The following is a 17,205-nucleotide window of genomic DNA, read 5'->3' as shown; positions in this document are numbered from 1 at the left end:
GCACCTAGCGAATTTACGACGAGGCATGGCATCGGGCGAACTCGCATCACCGGCTCTATCGGACGCGCTCGTTATCCTGGGCGCGGCCGGGCTCGTCATTCCGGTCTTTACGCGATTCCGGATCACGCCGGTCATCGGCTTCATCCTGATCGGCATTCTCGTGGGGCCCTATGGCCTTGGCCAGATGGTGTTCGAGCGACCATGGCTCGAACACATAACCATATCGGATCCCGGGGCGCTCGACATATTTGCCGAGTTCGGGATCATCCTCCTGCTGTTCGCGATTGGGCTTGAGCTGTCCTTTAAGCGCCTTTGGCAATTGAGAAGGCTCGTTTTCGGGCTTGGCGCAGCCGAGCTCCTTATCGGCGGACTTTGTATTGCCGTGGTCCTCTCGATGATGGGGCAGTACTGGATCGGCGCCCTGGCGCTGGGCTTCGCCCTTGCCTTCTCCTCGACCGCGATCGTCCTGCCGATCTCGGGCAGCACCAGCCCCGTCGGCCGCGCGGCGCTATCGATGCTGCTCTTCGAGGACATCATGATTGTGCCGATTGTCTTCATCCTTGGCGCAATGGCACCGAATGCCGCGTCCGAAGGCTGGGAAGGCCTGATGACCACACTGTGGCAGGGCGCTCTGGTCATAGCGGTGATGATGATCGCGGGACGCTTCGCCCTCCCCCGCCTCTTTGCGCAGGCAGCCCGCACTAAAAGTCCCGAACTCTTCCTTGCTGCTTCACTGCTGGTCGTAATCGGGGCGAGCCTTGCCACTGCCGCGGTCGGCCTCTCGCCGATCGTCGGTGCTCTGATTGCAGGCCTGCTGATCGCAGAGACCGAGTATCACAGCGAGGTCGAAAGCATCATGGAGCCCTTCAAGGGGCTAGCGCTCGGTATCTTCCTCATCACCATCGGCATGACCATCGACCTGCGCACGATCTGGGACAACCTCGGTGCGATCGCCACCGCCGTCGTGGGCGTGCTGGTTTTTAAAGCACTGCTAACGGGCGTCCTGCTGCGTCTAATGGGGGCACGCCGAAGCACTGCGGCTGAAACCGGCATCCTGATGGCCAGTCCTTCGGAGACGACGCTGATCGTCCTCGCAGCCGCCGGATCGGCTCTTCTCCTGCAACCGGGTACGGTCCAGTTCTGGCAGATCGTGACAGCCATCGGCCTCACGGTTACCCCGCTCCTGGCTCGCCTCGGCAGGATCGTTGCGCGGCAGATCGAGCCCGCTCCCGAACTGCCCGACGAAGACGAGGACGAGCCCCGCGTTATCATCATCGGAGCCGGCCGCGTCGGCCAGATCATCGCGCAGATGCTCGACACCCACGAAAAACCCTATGTCGCGCTCGATTCCGATGCCGACCTCATCGAGAGCGCAAAGCGGCAGGGTTTCCGTGCAGTATTCGGGGATGCGGCCCGCGGTGACGCGCTCCACCGCCTCGGGATCGACAACGCTTTGGCGGTCGTCCTCACCATGGATGAACCCATCTTGGCCGAACGGCTCGTCCGCAAACTGCGCGGCGAATATCCGGACTTGCTGATTGTGGCACGCGCACGCGACGTCGAACACGCCGCCGAACTCTACCGCGCGGGTGCCAGCCACGCTGTGCCCGAGACGCTTGAGGCAACCTTGCAACTAACCGAAGCGGTGCTGGTCGACATCGGCGTCGCCATGGGGCCAGTCATCGCCTCGATCCACGAGAAGCGCGACGATTTCAGGGCGCAGATCGAGGAAAAGGGCGCGCTCGACTACAAGCCCAAGCTTCGCTCGAGCACGAGCCAGGGCTGACGATGTCCGCCAAGCTGGAAACGCGCGCTGATTGCAGCCGCTGCGCGGCGCTGTGCTGCATTGCCTACCCGTCGGATGACATGCCTGGCTTCTCGGCCTCCAAGGCAGCAGGCCAGCCCTGCCCCAAGCTCGGTGGCGACGGACTTTGCACCATCTACGAACGGCGCGAGCAGGAGGGCTTCAGCGGCTGCATTCGCTACGAATGCTTCGGTGCTGGACAGCACGTGGTCCAACAGCTCTTCGAGGGCCGCGACTGGCGAGACGACCCCCAGCTTCTCGGCCCAATGGTCGAGACCTTCCTTGCGATGAGACCGCTCAGCGACCTCGCCTATCTCGTCGAAAGGGCGCAAGCGGTCGTGGACGAAGAGACGGTCAGGGAGGATTTGTCTGACCTCGAAGAGGAAATCGCGTGGATCGGGCAATCACGTGCCTCGCTTGCAAATTCCAAGGCGTTCGAGAAATGCCAGAACGCAATCAGACGCATCTACGCCACGATCGATCCCGCCAAACTGCGGAAATCATGATCTTTCCCTCTTGTCGACCGTTAGTCGGGAAAGGAGATCATCATGAGCAAGCCCGATCCGACCAAGCCCATCCCGAACGACGAAAAGTTCAAACCGCAGAATGTCGAAGGTCCGCTGAAGGACCAGGCACCCGACCAGCTTCGCGGCAAGCCGGGCGATACCGAGGGTTATGACATCGAACAGGGTTCGAGCGGCGTAACAAAGAAGACGCCCTCGGCCTGATCAACTCCGGAGAGGAGAGCAGAACGCCTGAACGGTTTCGCGCCGGTCAGGCGTTTTCTTTTGCTAGGGCCTCACGGACCGCGCCGATTGCTTCCTCGCCCTTCGACCCATCGGGTCCGCCGCCCTGCGCCATGTCGGGACGGCCACCGCCGCCCTTCCCGCCCAGAGTTTCCACGCCGGCCCGAACGAGATCGACTGCGCTGAAACGCCCGGTAAGGTCGTCGGTAACCGCCACGGCGAAGGCTGCCTTGCCCTCGTTGATCGCGCAGATCGCTGCCACACCGGACCCCATACGGGTCTTGGCCTCATCGAGCAGCGGGCGCAGCTCTTTCGGGCTGAGGCCGTCGATCACCTGGCCCGAGAAGGTCACACCACCAATATCCTCGTCAGCAGGTCCTGCATCACCGGAACCGCCCCCGCCGAGCGCCAGAGCGCGCTTGGCCTCGGCCAATTCCTTTTCGAGCCGTTTGCGTTCGTCGACCAGTGCCGAGACGCGAGCCGCCGCTTCATCGGGCGAAGTCTTGAGGGCGCCTGCGATCAGGCGGACAGTCTCATCGCGGGCGAGCAACCACTGGCGCGCTGCTTCACCGGTGAGAGCCTCAATGCGGCGCACGCCCGAGCTGACCGCGCTTTCCGATACGATCTTGAACAGTCCGATGTCACCCGTCGCCTCGACATGCGTCCCGCCGCAGAGTTCGACCGAGTAGTTCTTCCCCTCGTCGCCTTTGCGGCCCATCGATAGGACGCGGACTTCGTCACCGTATTTCTCGCCGAAGAGCGCAAGCGCACCTGCAGCAACAGCGTCGTCCGGCGTCATCAGGCGAGTGCCCACGGTTTCGTTGGCACGAATTTCCTCGTTCACCTCGGCTTCGATCGCCGCGACATCCTCGTCGCTTAGCGGTTTGGGATGCGAGAAGTCGAAGCGGAAGCGGTCATCGGAAACCAGCGAGCCCTTCTGCGTGACATGTCCTCCGAGGCGATTGCGCAGAGCTGCATGGACCAGATGGGTGGCCGAGTGGTTTGCGCGAATACGGTCGCGGCGTTCTGCGTCGATCTCGAGATGCACTGCATCGCCGACCTTCACGCTTCCCTTCTCGATCTTCGCAATGTGCGTATGCAGGCGGCCGAGCGGCTTGTTCGTCGTCGAGACAGCGATATCGAGGCCTTCGGGCGTCCAGATGCGTCCGGCATCGCCGGTTTGGCCACCGCTTTCGCCATAGAAAGGCGTCTGGTTGGTCAGCACGATGACATCGTCGCCTACCGAGGCGCTGTCGATTTCCTTGCCGTCCTTCACTAGCGCGACGACGGCGGCCTCGCCGGTATCGGAGGTGTAGCCGGTAAACTCGGTCGAACCCTCGCGCTCGGCGATATCGAACCAGACTTCTTCGCTCGCAGCTTCGCCCGAGCCCTTCCAGGCAGCGCGTGCTGCAGCCTTCTGCTGGGCCATGGCTGCATCGAAGCCGTCCTTGTCGACGCCGATACCGCGATTGCGCAGGGCGTCCTCGGTAAGGTCGTAAGGGAAGCCGAAGGTGTCGTAGAGCTTGAATGCGGTCTCGCCGTCGAGCATACCGCCCTCGCCCATGTCGCCGGTCGCTTCGTCGAGCAGCTTGAGACCCTTGTCGAGCGTGCGGCGGAACTGTGTTTCCTCGCGCTCGAGAACTTCCTGGATAAGGGGCTGGCCACGGACAAGCTCGGGATAGGCGGCGCCCATTTCGCTGACGAGCTCGGGCACGAGGCGGTGCATCAGCGGTTCGCTCGCGCCGAGAAGATGGGCGTGGCGCATGGCGCGGCGCATGATGCGGCGCAGGACATAGCCGCGGCCTTCGTTGCTGGGCAAGACGCCGTCGGCAAGCAGGAAACTGGTGGAGCGCAAGTGGTCCGCGATGACGCGGTGGCTGGCGGTTTTGTCGCCCTCGGCCTTGACGCCAGTCAGGCTCTCGCTCGCGCCGATCAGTGCCTTGAAGGTGTCGGTATCGTAATTGTCGTGGACGCCCTGCATCACGGCGGCCACGCGCTCGATCCCCATGCCGGTATCGATGCTGGGCTTGGGCAGGTCGCCGACGATCTCGTCCGCTTCCTGCGTGAACTGCATGAAGACGAGGTTCCAGATTTCTACGAAACGGTCGCCGTCTTCTTCGGGGCTTCCCGGAGGACCGCCCCAGATGTGATCGCCGTGATCGTAGAAGATTTCCGAACACGGACCGCAGGGTCCGTCCGAACCCATCGCCCAGAAATTGTCCTTGGTCGGGATGCGGATGATCTTCTCGTCGGCAAAGCCGGTGCGCTTCTTCCACAGGTCGAAGGCTTCATCGTCGGTGTGGTAGACGGTGACCAGCAGGCGCTCGGGATCGAGACCCCATTCCTTGGTCAGGAGCGTCCAGGCGTGATCGATCGCCTGTTCCTTGAAGTAGTCGCCAAAGCTGAAGTTGCCGAGCATCTCGAAGAACGTGTGGTGCCGAGCCGTGTAGCCGACATTGTCGAGATCGTTGTGCTTGCCGCCTGCACGCACGCACTTCTGCGCGCTCGTCGCACGCGGCGCGGGCGGCGTTTCGAGGCCCGTGAAAGCGTTCTTGAACGGCACCATGCCCGCATTGACGAACATGAGCGTAGGATCGCTGAACGGCACGAGCGGCGCACTCGCAACCTCGGCGTGGTCCGCGGCTGCGAAATAATCGAGGAAGGATCGGCGGATTTCGTTGGTCGACGTCATGCCAGCGCAGTTAGGCAATCACTGCCCGCGCGACAAGCCGGAAAGCTCCCTGTCTGTGAGCGAATTGACCGCTTACCAGACGAAGTAGGGACCGCCCCGCTCACGTGCCCGCTGCCATGCCGGGCGCGCGTGGATCGCTTCGACGAAGCGCGCAAGCTTCGGAGCTTTCTCTCCATAGCCCTGCATCACAGCGATCTCTGCAGGGAAACTCATCATCACGTCTGCCGCGCTCCAGTCATTGCCGACGAAATGCAGTTCATCCGAAATTTTTTCCTCCGCATACCGGATATGCGCTTCGAGCTGTTCTTCCACGCGCGGCATGAGCGGTGCTGCCGCCTCGCCAAGGCGTCCGGCATAGATCTTGAGCATGACTGGCACGAAGAAAGAGCTCTCGCCGAACTGCATCCATTCGAGATGGTCGATCCAGGCATCGCTTCCGCAATCGGGGATCCAATTTTCGCCGCCGTGACGGGAGCAGAGATATTCGACGATCGCTCCGCTCTCGCTGATCATACGGCCGTCGTCCTCGATCAGAGGCGATTTTCCAAGAGGGTGCGCCTGCTTGAGCTCCGGCGGTGCAAGATTGGTTTCCGCATCACGCTGGTAGGAGACGATCTCGTAATCGGCGCCCAGTTCCTCGAGGAGCCAGAGAATGCGCTGCGAGCGACTATTGTTGAGGTGGTGGACGGTGATGGTCATGGCGATCTCTCCTTGCTTGGGAGCGGCTTAGGCTGCCAGCCAGCCCTCCGCCAGCAGGAATTTTCGGCGCCAGACGCGAAAAGCCGGTGCGGCGGCAATGGAGAGAGCGCGCGCACCGGCTTTCCGTGTTTCCGGGAGCGCCGGGGGACAGTCCGGCTTGCGCGTGGCGGGGGAATGGTTGCCGCGCGCGCTCCCGCTTGAAGAGGCGTGATCAGTCTTCCGCGTCCGGACCAGTCATCATCTCCTCGGCGACCTCGTCGGTTTTGCCGCGGATCGCGGCTTCCAACTTGGCGCACATTTCGGGGTTTTCCTTGAGGAAGGTCTTGGCGTTCTCGCGGCCCTGGCCGATGCGGACGCTGTCATAGCTGAACCAGCTGCCCGACTTTTCGACTACGCCGGCCTTCACGCCGAGATCGAGAATCTCGCCGATCTTGGAGATGCCTTCGCCGTACATGATGTCGAATTCGACCTGCTTGAACGGAGGGGCGACCTTGTTCTTGACCACTTTCACACGGGTCGAGTTGCCGATCACCTCGTCACGATCCTTGATCTGGCCGGTACGACGGATGTCGAGACGGACCGACGCATAGAACTTGAGCGCGTTGCCGCCGGTGGTGGTTTCCGGGTTACCGTACATCACACCGATCTTCATGCGCAGCTGATTGATGAAGATCACCATGCACTTCGAGCGGTTGATCGAGCCGGTCAGCTTGCGCAGCGACTGTGACATGAGACGTGCCTGGAGGCCGACATGACTATCGCCCATCTCGCCTTCGATCTCGGCGCGCGGAACCAGCGCGGCCACCGAGTCCACCACGAGGATGTCGATCGCGTTCGAACGAACCAGCGTGTCGGTGATTTCGAGTGCCTGCTCACCCGTGTCGGGCTGCGAGACGATCAATTCGTCCACATCGACGCCCAGCTTCTTGGCGTAGACGGGATCGAGAGCGTGTTCCGCATCGACGAATGCCGCAGTGCCGCCAGCCTTCTGGGCTTCGGCAATGGCATGCAGCGCCAGCGTGGTCTTGCCCGAGCTTTCCGGACCGTAAACTTCGATCACGCGGCCTTTGGGAAGCCCGCCAATGCCAAGCGCGATATCAAGGCCGAGCGAACCGGTGGAAATAGCTTCCACATTCATCGCTTCCTTCTGGCCCAGCTTCATCGCCGAGCCTTTGCCGAATGCGCGATCGATCTGCGACAGGGCGGCGTCCAATGCCTTCTGGCGGTCTGCGTCCACTTTCTTTCCTTCTACAAGCTTCAGACTAGCCGCCATGACACATTCCCCTTTTGCATTTCCAGAGCCGGATCTGACTCTTCAACTGCCAAGGCATGTACCGCGTTTGTTCCACAAGAACAAGAGTGGAACAGAAATTTTTTCCAACTTCGCTAGTTTTCGCTCAGCCAGAGCTTCGATCGGCGCACTCTGAAGCTGCGGTCGAAGCGGGAATTGGCGGGGACATCCACGTCGATCACGAGGTCGCCATTCTTAACATAGGCCTCGGGCCCCCAGCTTCGCAGCTCCCAGTCGTCGGGATATCCGAGGACCAGCCTCACGCGGGCGGTAGCTTCATTCGCATTCCACAAGACGACATTGATATTCGACCATTTGCGACCGCGCTCGTCGGGGTCGTCCTCGTGCGTATAGCCACATTCGGCGTAGACCTTCGCGCTCTCGCCTAGGTCAAGATCGATTTCCTGGCCCACGGGATAATCACGCAGATCCAGTTCGGCGACAAGCTGCGGTCCCTCACTGGTCGATTCGAACACATTGAGCTTGCCCAGCGGCAAGGACGCGCCAAGTCCGTATTCCTCCTCGTTGCGGGTCAGCAGCTTGATCTCCGTCTCGTCGAGGTCGTCCATTTCCTCGACCTCGTACCAGCGTTGTTCCAAGTCGCATTCGGCTTCGTAGAGCCAACGGGTGCGCACTGCCTCGCGCGAGAGGAAGGCAACCTGCTTCATGCCCTTTGATGCGACGGTAACTCGCCGTGGAACACGGTAGAGCTTGAGATCCGCGAGCTGTTCCTCTCGCGCCATCGCCTCTACGGACACGACCGCTATCGCACTCGCCGATCTCGAAATTGCTGCGCCTGAGCCGCGACCCCGTGACTATGATTGAATCGCCATTGAAGCCGTCAGACATGGGAGGCGGTGGCGGCGCCGGCGGCGGTGGCGGGCCATAGTTCGGGATCGGCGAGCCGCGCGATGTACTGCCGATCGGGTAGCAGGTGAGATAGAGCCCGCGCGCCTCCGGAGGCTGGGCAAGCTCCTCGAAATCGGATTCGATCTCGATGTCGCCCGCGATCACCATCAGCTCGGCATCTTCGAAAGACTGTCCGTTATCGTTGAGCACCGTGAGCCAGCTCATCAGCCCCATGTCGAACGTGCCGTCGCGCCTGCCCTCGCCCAGCTGCGCGACATAGTTTGCTTCCCAGTCGAAGCCCCACGAGAGATAGGTCAGAACCACTTCATAGGTGCCGCCGGTTTCGCTGAAGGTATCGATATTGAAGATCGGCCGCGCCGAAAGCTCGGGCGGGACGCCGTCGAAGGTCAGCTTTTCGGGAAGACCGGAACAGCGCACGGCTTCGTATCCGGCGCTTGTCTGGAGCACCAGGCCGCCGTCGGCCCGAGTGCGAACGATCGCTTCTTCGCTCTGCGATACACCTGTCGCCGGGTTCTGGCGCGTAATCGTCACGCGGTTGCCGAGCGTGCGGTCGACCAGCGCTGCGGGCGAGAGAAGATCGGCATTGCGGTTCTTCTCGATAGTGCCGCCGGGCAGGCCCGTGACGATGGCGCTGACCGCGACCATGCCTTCGGCGACCCCTTCAAAAAGGATCGTCGAACGGCCCGGCGGCAGGGTGACCGTACGCGTCTCGCTGATCATCGCGTAGCCGCGCGGCATGTCGCGCTCCATGCGCGCGCCAACCGAGCGCTCAGGATCGCGGTAGACGGTCACGGCATAGTGGCTCGCTTCCGAAGCGAAGACACGCTGCCGATCATCCTGCGCGGCTGCGGGCGCACTCAGCGCGATAGTCGCGAGAATGCCTAGTGAGGGGAGGAAACGCATGACCGCGCGCTCCGGCTCAGTGCTTGGTCTCGTAGACCACCCGGACGACGCGCTCGCCCTCGGCAGGCACGCGCACGTCCCATTTGCGGGAACCGATGCCCTGCTGTTCGCCTTGGACATCTTCAGACACCACACGGAAGTCGCGCGCCCACCAGCCACGATAAAGTCCGTCCTGGTAGAATTCGACATCCACGGGGCTGCGCTTGGCGTTGTAGAACGTGTAGCGCATCGTCGTGCGGTAGTACTTGATCTCGCGCTCGGTCTCGACGGTGCGGACGACCTGGTCATCCTCGATGACGCGATAGCGGGCGGTTTTCTCCCACTCGCCCTTGCTGATCTCGTCGCGGCTTTCGACCTCGGCCTGGACATAGACATCGAAGGCGTTGCCGGTCCTGAGGAAGAGGCTGCTACCCATGGGCGTGTGGCCGATGCGCGATTCCCCGATGAACTGCGGGGTACCCTGGCTGTCGCGCTGGTAGAAACGCACGGTCCCGGCCGGCAGCGCGTCACCTAGCCCTTGCGAGCGAGAAGTATTGAAGGAGATCGCCGTGCTGACGGCCACGGGCTGGTCATCGCGCGACAGCCAGCCCACGCGGCGTTCGTAGCGCCGCTGTGCGGGCACGCTCTGGACGTCGAGGAAACTGACCTGCTTGGTCTGGGCATTGGCAACGGTCGTTCGCTCGTCGAGCGGGTAGAGATAGAAGTCCCCTAGAGATTCGCGTTCGGCCGCCTCCGTGCCCGGAGTGACCATGCTGCGTCCGCGGTTCCTGCGCCCATTGCCGCCTGTCGGGTCGCCCGCGACGAGGAGGAGGTCGGCATCATGGAAAGTGGTGCCGGTCTGGTTGGTCAGCGTCACCCAGCCCTGCATGTCGATCGTGCCGTTGCCCTCGTCGAACAGCGCGACATAGTCAGAGGTCCAGCCAAGCCCGCTGGTAAGATAGCGGATCGAGGCGGGGCGAGTACCCGAACGCGTGGAATCAAGGGTGACCGAAAGTGTCGGGCGGGCACGCAGGTTGCTCGGCACCCGGTCGAAGATTGCACGGACCGGCAGCCCGTCGTCACGCAATACCTCGATGCGGTCACCGATCTTCACCACCACGCCGCCCGCGGTCGAGAGAACGGTCGCACGTTCGCGCGTCTCCTGGCCGGTCGCCGGGTTCGTCCGCAGCAAGGTGATCGTCTGCCCGATCGCCTTTTCCATGAGCTTGGTCGGTGTCAGCAGGTCGAAATCGAAATTCTGTTCGACAATTGCGGTGCCGTCGGCAGCGAAGCTTAAAGTTTCGGGCTGGATACGTGCCGAGACGTCGGGAAAGCTGATCGTGGACTGTCCGGCCGGGATCGACAGCTGGCGAACGTCCTGCACGAGGCTGCGTCCGCCATTGTAGATCGTGATCGAAACATCGCCCTGCGCAGTGGCATCGGGATCAGCGAGCGCCTCCGCGCTCGACTGCGCCAACAGCGGAGCGCTGCACGCCAGTGAAACCGATGCTGCAAAAGTAAAACCGCGAACCCTCATCACAATCCCCCCTTCACAAGGCCAGGATCGTGACACCCATTCGGTCAGGCGTCGACCTTGGCCTGCTCTCCAAGCACTTCAGATACCTTCGCATTTATTTGCTGAACGCTGAACGGCTTCGGAATGAAATGCATGTTGTCGATATCGATGTTGTTGCGCAACTGCTCTTCGGCATATCCCGACATGAAAAGTATCGGGATGTTCGGCTTTACCTTGCGAATTGCGCGCGCCATGGCCGGTCCGTCCATCGCCGGCATCACCACGTCGGAGACGATCAGGTCGAACTCGGTATCGCCATTCGCGATCTCGGCAAGACCTTCCTCGCCGTCGCTGGCGGTCGTGACCTGGTAGCCCGCGCGAGTAAGAGCGCGCTCTGCAACGGCGCGCACCATGTCCTCGTCTTCGACCAGCAGCAGCTTGCCGCCACCCGACCAGTCGCTGGCCTTGGCCTCTTCCTGGTCCTCGCCGCGCTGGTTCTCGGGCAACTCGCCCTTGTGCACCGGGAGGTAGACCGTGAAGCGGGCGCCCGCGGGGGTTCCGTCGGCACCGGTCACGTTGTCGGCGAAGATGAAGCCGTTGGACTGTTTCACGATACCGTAAACGGTCGACAGCCCGAGGCCGGTGCCCTTGCCTTGCTCCTTGGTGGTGAAGAAGGGCTCGAAGATCTTGTTGAGATGCTGTTCCGGGATGCCGCCGCCGGTGTCCTGGATAATCAGCACCGTGTAGTCGTCGGCGGGCATGATATCGATGCCCATCTTGCGCACATCGCGGGCCGATATGCGCCGCGTGGCCAGAGTGAGCCGCCCCTTCCAGTCCTGCTTGCCGGTCTTGTCGGCATGCGCCTGCATCGCGTCGCGCGCATTCACGGCGAGGTTGATAATCACCTGTTCGAGCTGCTGGGGGTCGGCCCTCACCGGCCCAAGCTCGCGGTCGTGACGCACGGCGAACTCGATCTTGTCGCCCATCAGGCGCTTGAGCAGCTGGCTGACTTCGCTGACAACGTCGGGCATCTGCAGGACGACCGGACGCAGCGTCTGCTGGCGGCTGAAGGCGAGGAGCTGACGCGTCAGCGACGCCGCGCGGTTCGAGTTCGCCTTGATCTGCTGGATGTCATCGTAATCGCTGTCACCCGGCGTATGACGCAGCAGCATGAGGTCACAATAGCCGATGATGGCGGTGAGCACGTTGTTGAAGTCGTGCGCGACACCCCCTGCGAGCTGGCCGACTGCCTGCATCTTGGTTGCCTGCGCGACCTGCCTGCGGAGACGCTTTTCCTCGGTGGAATCGCTGATCGAGAGAAGCACGGCAGCATCGCCCAGCCCGCGCACTCCGGCGAGGCCGATGGAAACCGGCTCCTCGGTATCGCCAGCCAGTCGGACGGCCATGTCGCCGCTCGCGGTCGCACCCTTGGCGAAGCGGCGCACAGTGTCTGCCATTGCCGACTTGTCCTCGCGCACCACGAGGTCGGAGGGGAATTGCGGCAGGCCGACATTCTCGCGTTCGACGGCACGGAGGAATGCCTTGTTGGCGAACAGGAAACGACCGTCACGGTCGGTCAGCGCGAGGCCAAGCGGGAGGGCCGAAAGTAAGGCCTCGAGCTGCGGGATGGCAGCCTTGCCGCTGCCCTGCCAGCCACCGCCGATCCCGACGCTGCTGTCAACCAGCAGCATGAGCGACGGGGCTTGGTCCGCAGCCAGTCCTTCAGACGTGCGCGGCAGGTCCAAAGGCACGTGCACGAGCGTTTGAGGAGTGCCCTGCTGGCCCTCGCGCGCGAAGAAGATGCGGTCGCGGTCATCAGAACGCAGCAGCTGGACGAACTCCTGTCCGTTGAGCGAGGAATCCTTCGTTCCCGTCGCCCTTTCGCCAAGCCCCGGCGTTGCCGCCTGAACGATACCGTCAGGCGAGACGAGTGCGAGCTCGATCCCTGCCCGCGACATCATCGTGCCAAACGGTCCCGAAATTCGCTCGGCAACACCGTCATAGGTCTGGCGCATCACCACTTCGGTGAAGCGCCACACCAGATAATCCTCGCCGCGCCCTACCCGCTCGATCGAAAGGTTGAAGATCTGGCTACCTTCCTCGAGGCGCAGATTTTTGCGTTCTGCGACTCCTTCGCGCCAGGCTTGGCGCTGCCCGTCGATCAGCTGCTGGCGTGATTCCGAGTCGAGCGGCACTTCATGCGGCGCGACATCGTGCCCAAACCAGTTCGAGAAGCTTTCGTTGGCGCAGGTCAGGCGGTTTGCACGGTCGGAGATTGCGATGGCGCGGCGTGCGTTCTCGATCGCTGCCGCAGTGACTGCCCAATCTGGCTGGCCCGAAGCCTCTTCAACCGGCGCGGTCCGCAGGCGGGCGGCGAGGAGAAGGCTGAACAGAACCGCGAGCAATGCGCCGCCATATGCGACCGCAGCAAGCGAGTTTCCGGCCGCAAGCCAGATCACCCCGACCGAGACAGTAAATGCGAGCAGGATCCCAAACAGAAGCGGGAGCGGCGGAAGACCTTGTTGTGCCTCGTCGCCCGAGAGGCTCATTCACCCTTCTCCCGCATCCTCTCGTCGAGGCGCTTTTCCATCGCCACGAGCCGTTTCTTACGCTTGCGCGCGACGACGAACCGCCACGCAAACCCTGCGATCAGATAACCGACCGCAGCGCTTACTATCGCAAGAACGAGGAATCCGAAAGCGGTCACACCACCGACCTCGAGCCAGCGGGCGAGCGCACCGCCATCTTCCGCGAGCTGGCCGGCGCCGGATCCCATTGCCCGGTCGATGTTAAGCACAAAAGCGCCCGTCTTGTTGGCGAAGATCAGCCAGAAGGGCAGCGTGAAAGGGTTCGTTACGAAAGTGACCAACGCACTAAGCGGGACGTTCGCACGCGCGGGAAGCGCCAAGAAGGCAGCCAGGAAGATCTGTCCGATTGGGACGATAAATGCTGCAAACAGCCCCAACGCAACACCGCGCGGTACGCTGCGCCGCGTGAAGCGCCAGAGTTCGGGCGTCAGAAAGCGGTGCGCGATCGGTTTGAGATATTTGTTCTGCGCCATTTCCTCGCGCGTCGGCATGTACTTGCGGATGAAATCCGCGAGGAAAGTCTTGGACCTGAAGCTGTTCACGGCTGCGCTCCTGCAGGGTCGCCCGCCGCAACTATTGGCAGCGGCAAGTTACAGGCAGGAGGCGGCGAGATCAGCATGACATCCTATGTGGTAGCGCTTCGGCGTTGAAAAAGGGCAAAAATCCTTCGCGATTATCCCTTTTCGCGCATCAGCCTCGCCTTGTCGCGTTTCCAGTCGCGCTCCTTGATGGTCTGGCGCTTGTCATGCGCCTGCTTGCCCTTGGCCAGCGCGAGCTCGACCTTGGCGCGCCCCGTCGCATTGAAATAGATCGAAAGGGGGACCAGCGTCATGCCCTTGCGCTCGACCGCGCCGAACAGCTTGTCGATCTCGCGCGTGTGGAGAAGCAGCTTTCGCGGACGGCGCGGTTCGTGATTGAGCCGGTTGCCGTGCGAATACTCGGGAATGTTGGCATTGATGAGCCACACCTGCCCGTCACGCACCTCGGCGTAGGCTTCCTTGATACTCGCTTCGCCCGCGCGCAACGCCTTCACTTCGGTGCCCTGCAACGCGAGGCCCGCCTCGAACTTTTCCTCGATCGCATAGTCGAAGCGCGCGCGACGGTTGTCGGCGACGACTTTCTGCTTGTCGAAGGTGGCGGGTTTGGGACGTGCCATAACGAGGCGCGCATGTAAGCGCTGTCGGGGAAAAGGGAAAGAGGGCGGACCCCAGAATGCTTCCCAACAGAAAATATCACACTAAAAGCGTGAATTGATTGAATGTACTTGGGGGTCGCATGCCTGAATTTTCGAAGTTTGCACTACTTCTTGCGAGCAGTCTCGTCGCCGTGTCGGTCCCGGCGTCGGCACAATCGCAGAATACGCCGATTGAAGCTTACGGCGCGCTCCCTGCACTGGAAGAGGCGGTAATCTCACGTTCTGGCGCCTACACGGCGATGCTCATGACCACGAATAACCAGCGTCAGATCCTGGTGGTCGACAGCAGCGGTGCGCCGGTGAAGCAATTCGTTGTCGGCGATGCAAAGGTGCGCGGCATCGATTGGGTCGGCGACGAGGCCATCCTGCTACGTCGCACGGAAACAGATACGGTCGCCTACGGCGCAGGTCAGAACAAGAGCGAATGGACCCGCGCAAACGTCCTCCCGCTGGACGACAACCGGGATGTCGTCTCGATTTTCGCAGAGCAGCGCTCGATTGCCAATTTCGTCGCCGGGTTTGATGGCATCCGTGAAGTCGAGGGTCGCTGGAAAGGTTTCTTCCGTGGTTATCGTATGGGCAGGCGCTCAGGCGAGGATCGAATCCTCCATTTCCGTCCTGCCCTCTTCTCCGTCGACCTGGCGACCGGCCAAGCGGAACAGGTCGCCTATCCCGCAGGTGAGAACGAGTCCCGCTCGTGGCTCGTCGGTGACGAAGGCAAGATCGTCGCAACGCTCTTCGTCGACCAGCGCAGCGGCAGCTGGCGCATAGAGAACGAAGGCGGCAAGGCAATCGCTCGCGACAAACAGGAGGAAGGACGCATAAGCCTCGTCGGTCTCGATGTCTCCGGCACTTCCCTGATTTACCGCAACTACGACAGCGACCTTGCGCTAACGACCTACCTCACCTTGCCGCTAGACGGCGGTGAAACGCGTGAAATCTGGGCCGATGAGGACGTGCACCGCCTGATCCACGGAGATGATGGCCGCGTACTCGGCATCGTGAGCCGCTCGCGCAAGGTGATGCTTTCGCAAGGCCAGGAAAACCCCGCACTTTCCGAACTTTACGCCAAATGGAAAGCGGGGGACATCGACCTGGAAAGCTGGACGCCTGATCTCTCTGCAGTGGTTTTCGCGACCAGCGGAAACTACGACAGCGGCACTTGGTACCGTATGGATACCACTTCGGGAGCACGCGCGATGCTCGGACTGGAACGCCCCTTCGTGCAGGGCCTCGCCATCGGGAAAATCGAAACCGTTGAGTTCGAAGCGTCGGACGGCCTCACGATCGAAGCCATTCTTACCCTGCCCTCCGGCGAGGAAGCGAAAGACCTGCCGGTGGTCGTGCTGCCCCATGGCGGCCCGACCTCCCGCGACGAAGAGGCCTTCGACTGGTGGGCACAGGCCTTCGCTTCGCGCGGATACGCCGTGATCCAGCCCAACTTCCGCGGCTCGACCAATCGTGACGACAGTTTCGTCGAAGCGGGCGACGGCGAATGGGGCGGCAAGATGCAGACCGATATCGGCGACAGCCTTCGCGCGCTTGCCGAACGCGGAATTGTAGACGCCGATCGCGCCTGTATCGTCGGTGCAAGCTACGGCGGGTATTCGGCGCTTGCCGGGGTAACGATCCACCAGAACGGCTATCGCTGCGCTGTAGGGGTAAACGGTGTCTACGACATCGAGGATTTCTTCCGTTACGAACTGTCCGGACGTTCGAGCATCCTGAGCCGCGGCATCGAACGGTTGGTCGGAGAGGGAACGAACCTCGACGCGATTTCGCCTACCGCGCAGGCTGCCAAGGCGACCGCTCCCGTGCTCCTCGTCCATGGCCGCGACGATACCGTGGTTCCCTTTGCCCAATCCGTCCTGATGGAAGATGCCCTAAAAGATGCCGGAAAGCCGGTCACGCTCATCGAGCTCAAAGGCGAGGATCACTGGCTATCGCAGGCCGATAGCCGGACGACCATGCTCAAGGCAGCAGTCGAGTTCGTCGAGAAGCACAACCCTGCCGATTGAAGTCTGCCATTCAGGCGGTCTCGAGGATGCCTGCGTGCACGAGAGCCTCGTCGACCGCCTTGCGGCTGGCTTCGCTGGCGTTGCAAAGCGGTAGGCGGACATCGCATTCGATCCAGTCGTGCACCCGGCTGAGCGCATATTTCACCGGTGCGGGGCTCGCGTCGGAGAACATGGCGTAATGGAGCGGGAACAGGCGGTCGTTGAGCTTGCGTGCCTTCACGAGATCATTTGCCGCAATCGCCTCGTGGAACTCCGCGCACAGCGCCGGTGCGACATTGGCCGTGACCGAGATACATCCCGAGCCACCGGCAGCGCTATGCGGCAGCCAGAGCTCATCATTGCCAGATAGCTGGCAGAAATCGTGATCGAGCCCCATCCGGTGGTCCGCCACGCGCGAAAGGTCACCACTCGCATCCTTGATGGCGACGATCCGGTCCGGATACTTGCGAACGAGTTCGACGACCGTTTCGTCCTCGATATCGGTTACGGTTCGGCTCGGAACGTTGTAAAGTACGATCGGCAAGTCGCTGTTTTCCGCAAGGTAGCTGAAGTGCGCGATCAGGCCCGCCTGGCTGGGGCGGTTATAATAGGGTGCCACGCACAATCCCGCGGCGGCGCCAGCCTTCTTGGCGAACTGCATGTGCAGGAGCGCGTTACGAGTATCGTTCGAACCGCAACCCGCGATCACCGGCACCCTGCCCGCGGCCTGTTCGATGCAGACCTCGATCACGCGGTGATGTTCCGCATTGGAAATGGTCGAAGCCTCTCCCGTGGTCCCACAGGGAACCAGCGCCTTGCTTCCGTTTTCGATTTGCCAGTCGACCAGCTTGCGAAAAGCGGTCTCGTCAAACGATCCGTCGCGAAAAGGAGTCGCTAGAGCCGGAATTGAACCTGAGAACATTTA

At 62.1% G+C, this 17,205-nt stretch carries 14 protein-coding genes; 4 read left to right on the top strand and 10 right to left on the bottom strand.

Annotation, left to right across the window (positions count from 1 at the left end; genetic code table 11):
* Window positions 1-25 precede the first annotated feature (25 nt).
* Genes ACZ1G8_RS12175 through ACZ1G8_RS12165 form a run of 3 tightly spaced genes read left to right on the top strand, consistent with a single transcriptional unit; the run spans window position 26 to window position 2,532 of the window.
* Window positions 26-1,786 (top strand): cation:proton antiporter domain-containing protein, encoded by a 1,761-nt coding sequence (locus tag ACZ1G8_RS12175; protein ID WP_472679621.1) that lies wholly within the window; start codon window positions 26-28, stop codon window positions 1,784-1,786.
* Between the two features lie 2 nt (window positions 1,787-1,788).
* Window positions 1,789-2,310, top strand: coding sequence for a hypothetical protein (locus ACZ1G8_RS12170; protein ID WP_472679620.1), 522 nt, complete (start codon window positions 1,789-1,791; stop codon window positions 2,308-2,310).
* A gap of 42 nt (window positions 2,311-2,352) precedes the next feature.
* A complete protein-coding gene (locus ACZ1G8_RS12165) occupies window positions 2,353-2,532 on the top strand; it encodes a hypothetical protein (RefSeq protein WP_472679619.1) in 180 nt (59 codons plus the stop codon).
* 46 nt (window positions 2,533-2,578) lie between these two features.
* On the opposite strand, the gene alaS is transcribed toward ACZ1G8_RS12165, so the two are convergent.
* The 9 genes from alaS to smpB form a co-directional block, all read right to left on the bottom strand.
* On the bottom strand, window positions 2,579-5,242 hold the full coding sequence (gene alaS, locus ACZ1G8_RS12160) for an alanine--tRNA ligase (protein ID WP_472679618.1): 2,664 nt from the start codon (window positions 5,240-5,242) through the stop codon (window positions 2,579-2,581).
* A 72-nt stretch (window positions 5,243-5,314) separates the two neighbouring features.
* Window positions 5,315-5,941: a glutathione S-transferase family protein gene (locus tag ACZ1G8_RS12155; RefSeq protein ID WP_472679617.1), complete on the bottom strand. Its 627-nt coding sequence runs from the start codon at window positions 5,939-5,941 to the stop codon at window positions 5,315-5,317.
* Between the two features lie 211 nt (window positions 5,942-6,152).
* Window positions 6,153-7,214, bottom strand: coding sequence for a recombinase RecA (gene recA, locus ACZ1G8_RS12150; RefSeq protein ID WP_221428589.1), 1,062 nt, complete (start codon window positions 7,212-7,214; stop codon window positions 6,153-6,155).
* Window positions 7,215-7,327: 113 nt separating this feature from the next.
* Window positions 7,328-7,801, bottom strand: a complete 474-nt coding sequence (locus ACZ1G8_RS12145; RefSeq protein WP_472679616.1) for a hypothetical protein — start codon at window positions 7,799-7,801, stop codon at window positions 7,328-7,330.
* A complete protein-coding gene (locus tag ACZ1G8_RS12140; RefSeq protein ID WP_472679615.1) occupies window positions 7,689-9,005 on the bottom strand; it encodes a DUF4139 domain-containing protein in 1,317 nt (438 codons plus the stop codon). The genes ACZ1G8_RS12145 and ACZ1G8_RS12140 overlap by 113 nt, the downstream gene beginning before the upstream one ends.
* Before the next feature lie 16 nt (window positions 9,006-9,021).
* Window positions 9,022-10,521, bottom strand: a complete 1,500-nt coding sequence (locus tag ACZ1G8_RS12135) for a DUF4139 domain-containing protein (protein WP_472679614.1) — start codon at window positions 10,519-10,521, stop codon at window positions 9,022-9,024.
* A gap of 44 nt (window positions 10,522-10,565) precedes the next feature.
* On the bottom strand, window positions 10,566-13,049 hold the full coding sequence (locus ACZ1G8_RS12130; RefSeq protein WP_472679613.1) for a hybrid sensor histidine kinase/response regulator: 2,484 nt from the start codon (window positions 13,047-13,049) through the stop codon (window positions 10,566-10,568).
* Window positions 13,046-13,579, bottom strand: a complete 534-nt coding sequence (locus ACZ1G8_RS12125; RefSeq protein WP_472681249.1) for a DUF2062 domain-containing protein — start codon at window positions 13,577-13,579, stop codon at window positions 13,046-13,048. Before ACZ1G8_RS12125 ends, ACZ1G8_RS12130 begins: the two co-directional genes overlap by 4 nt.
* 182 nt (window positions 13,580-13,761) lie before the next feature.
* Window positions 13,762-14,244: an SsrA-binding protein SmpB gene (gene smpB, locus ACZ1G8_RS12120; protein ID WP_221553609.1), complete on the bottom strand. Its 483-nt coding sequence runs from the start codon at window positions 14,242-14,244 to the stop codon at window positions 13,762-13,764.
* A 119-nt stretch (window positions 14,245-14,363) separates the two neighbouring features.
* On the opposite strand from smpB, the gene ACZ1G8_RS12115 reads away from it, so the two are divergent.
* Entirely contained in the window at window positions 14,364-16,301 is a 1,938-nt protein-coding gene (locus tag ACZ1G8_RS12115) for an alpha/beta hydrolase family protein (protein ID WP_472679612.1), read from the top strand.
* Between the two features lie 10 nt (window positions 16,302-16,311).
* On the opposite strand, the gene dapA is transcribed toward ACZ1G8_RS12115, so the two are convergent.
* Entirely contained in the window at window positions 16,312-17,202 is an 891-nt protein-coding gene (gene dapA / locus ACZ1G8_RS12110) for a 4-hydroxy-tetrahydrodipicolinate synthase (RefSeq protein ID WP_472679611.1), read from the bottom strand.
* Between the last annotated feature and the right edge of the window lie 3 nt (window positions 17,203-17,205).

The sequence above is a fragment of the Qipengyuania sp. BR81-2 genome (assembly GCF_055693895.1).
The sequence above is the reverse complement of the archived record's forward strand: the minus strand, read 5'-3'. Positions and strand labels throughout refer to the sequence as shown.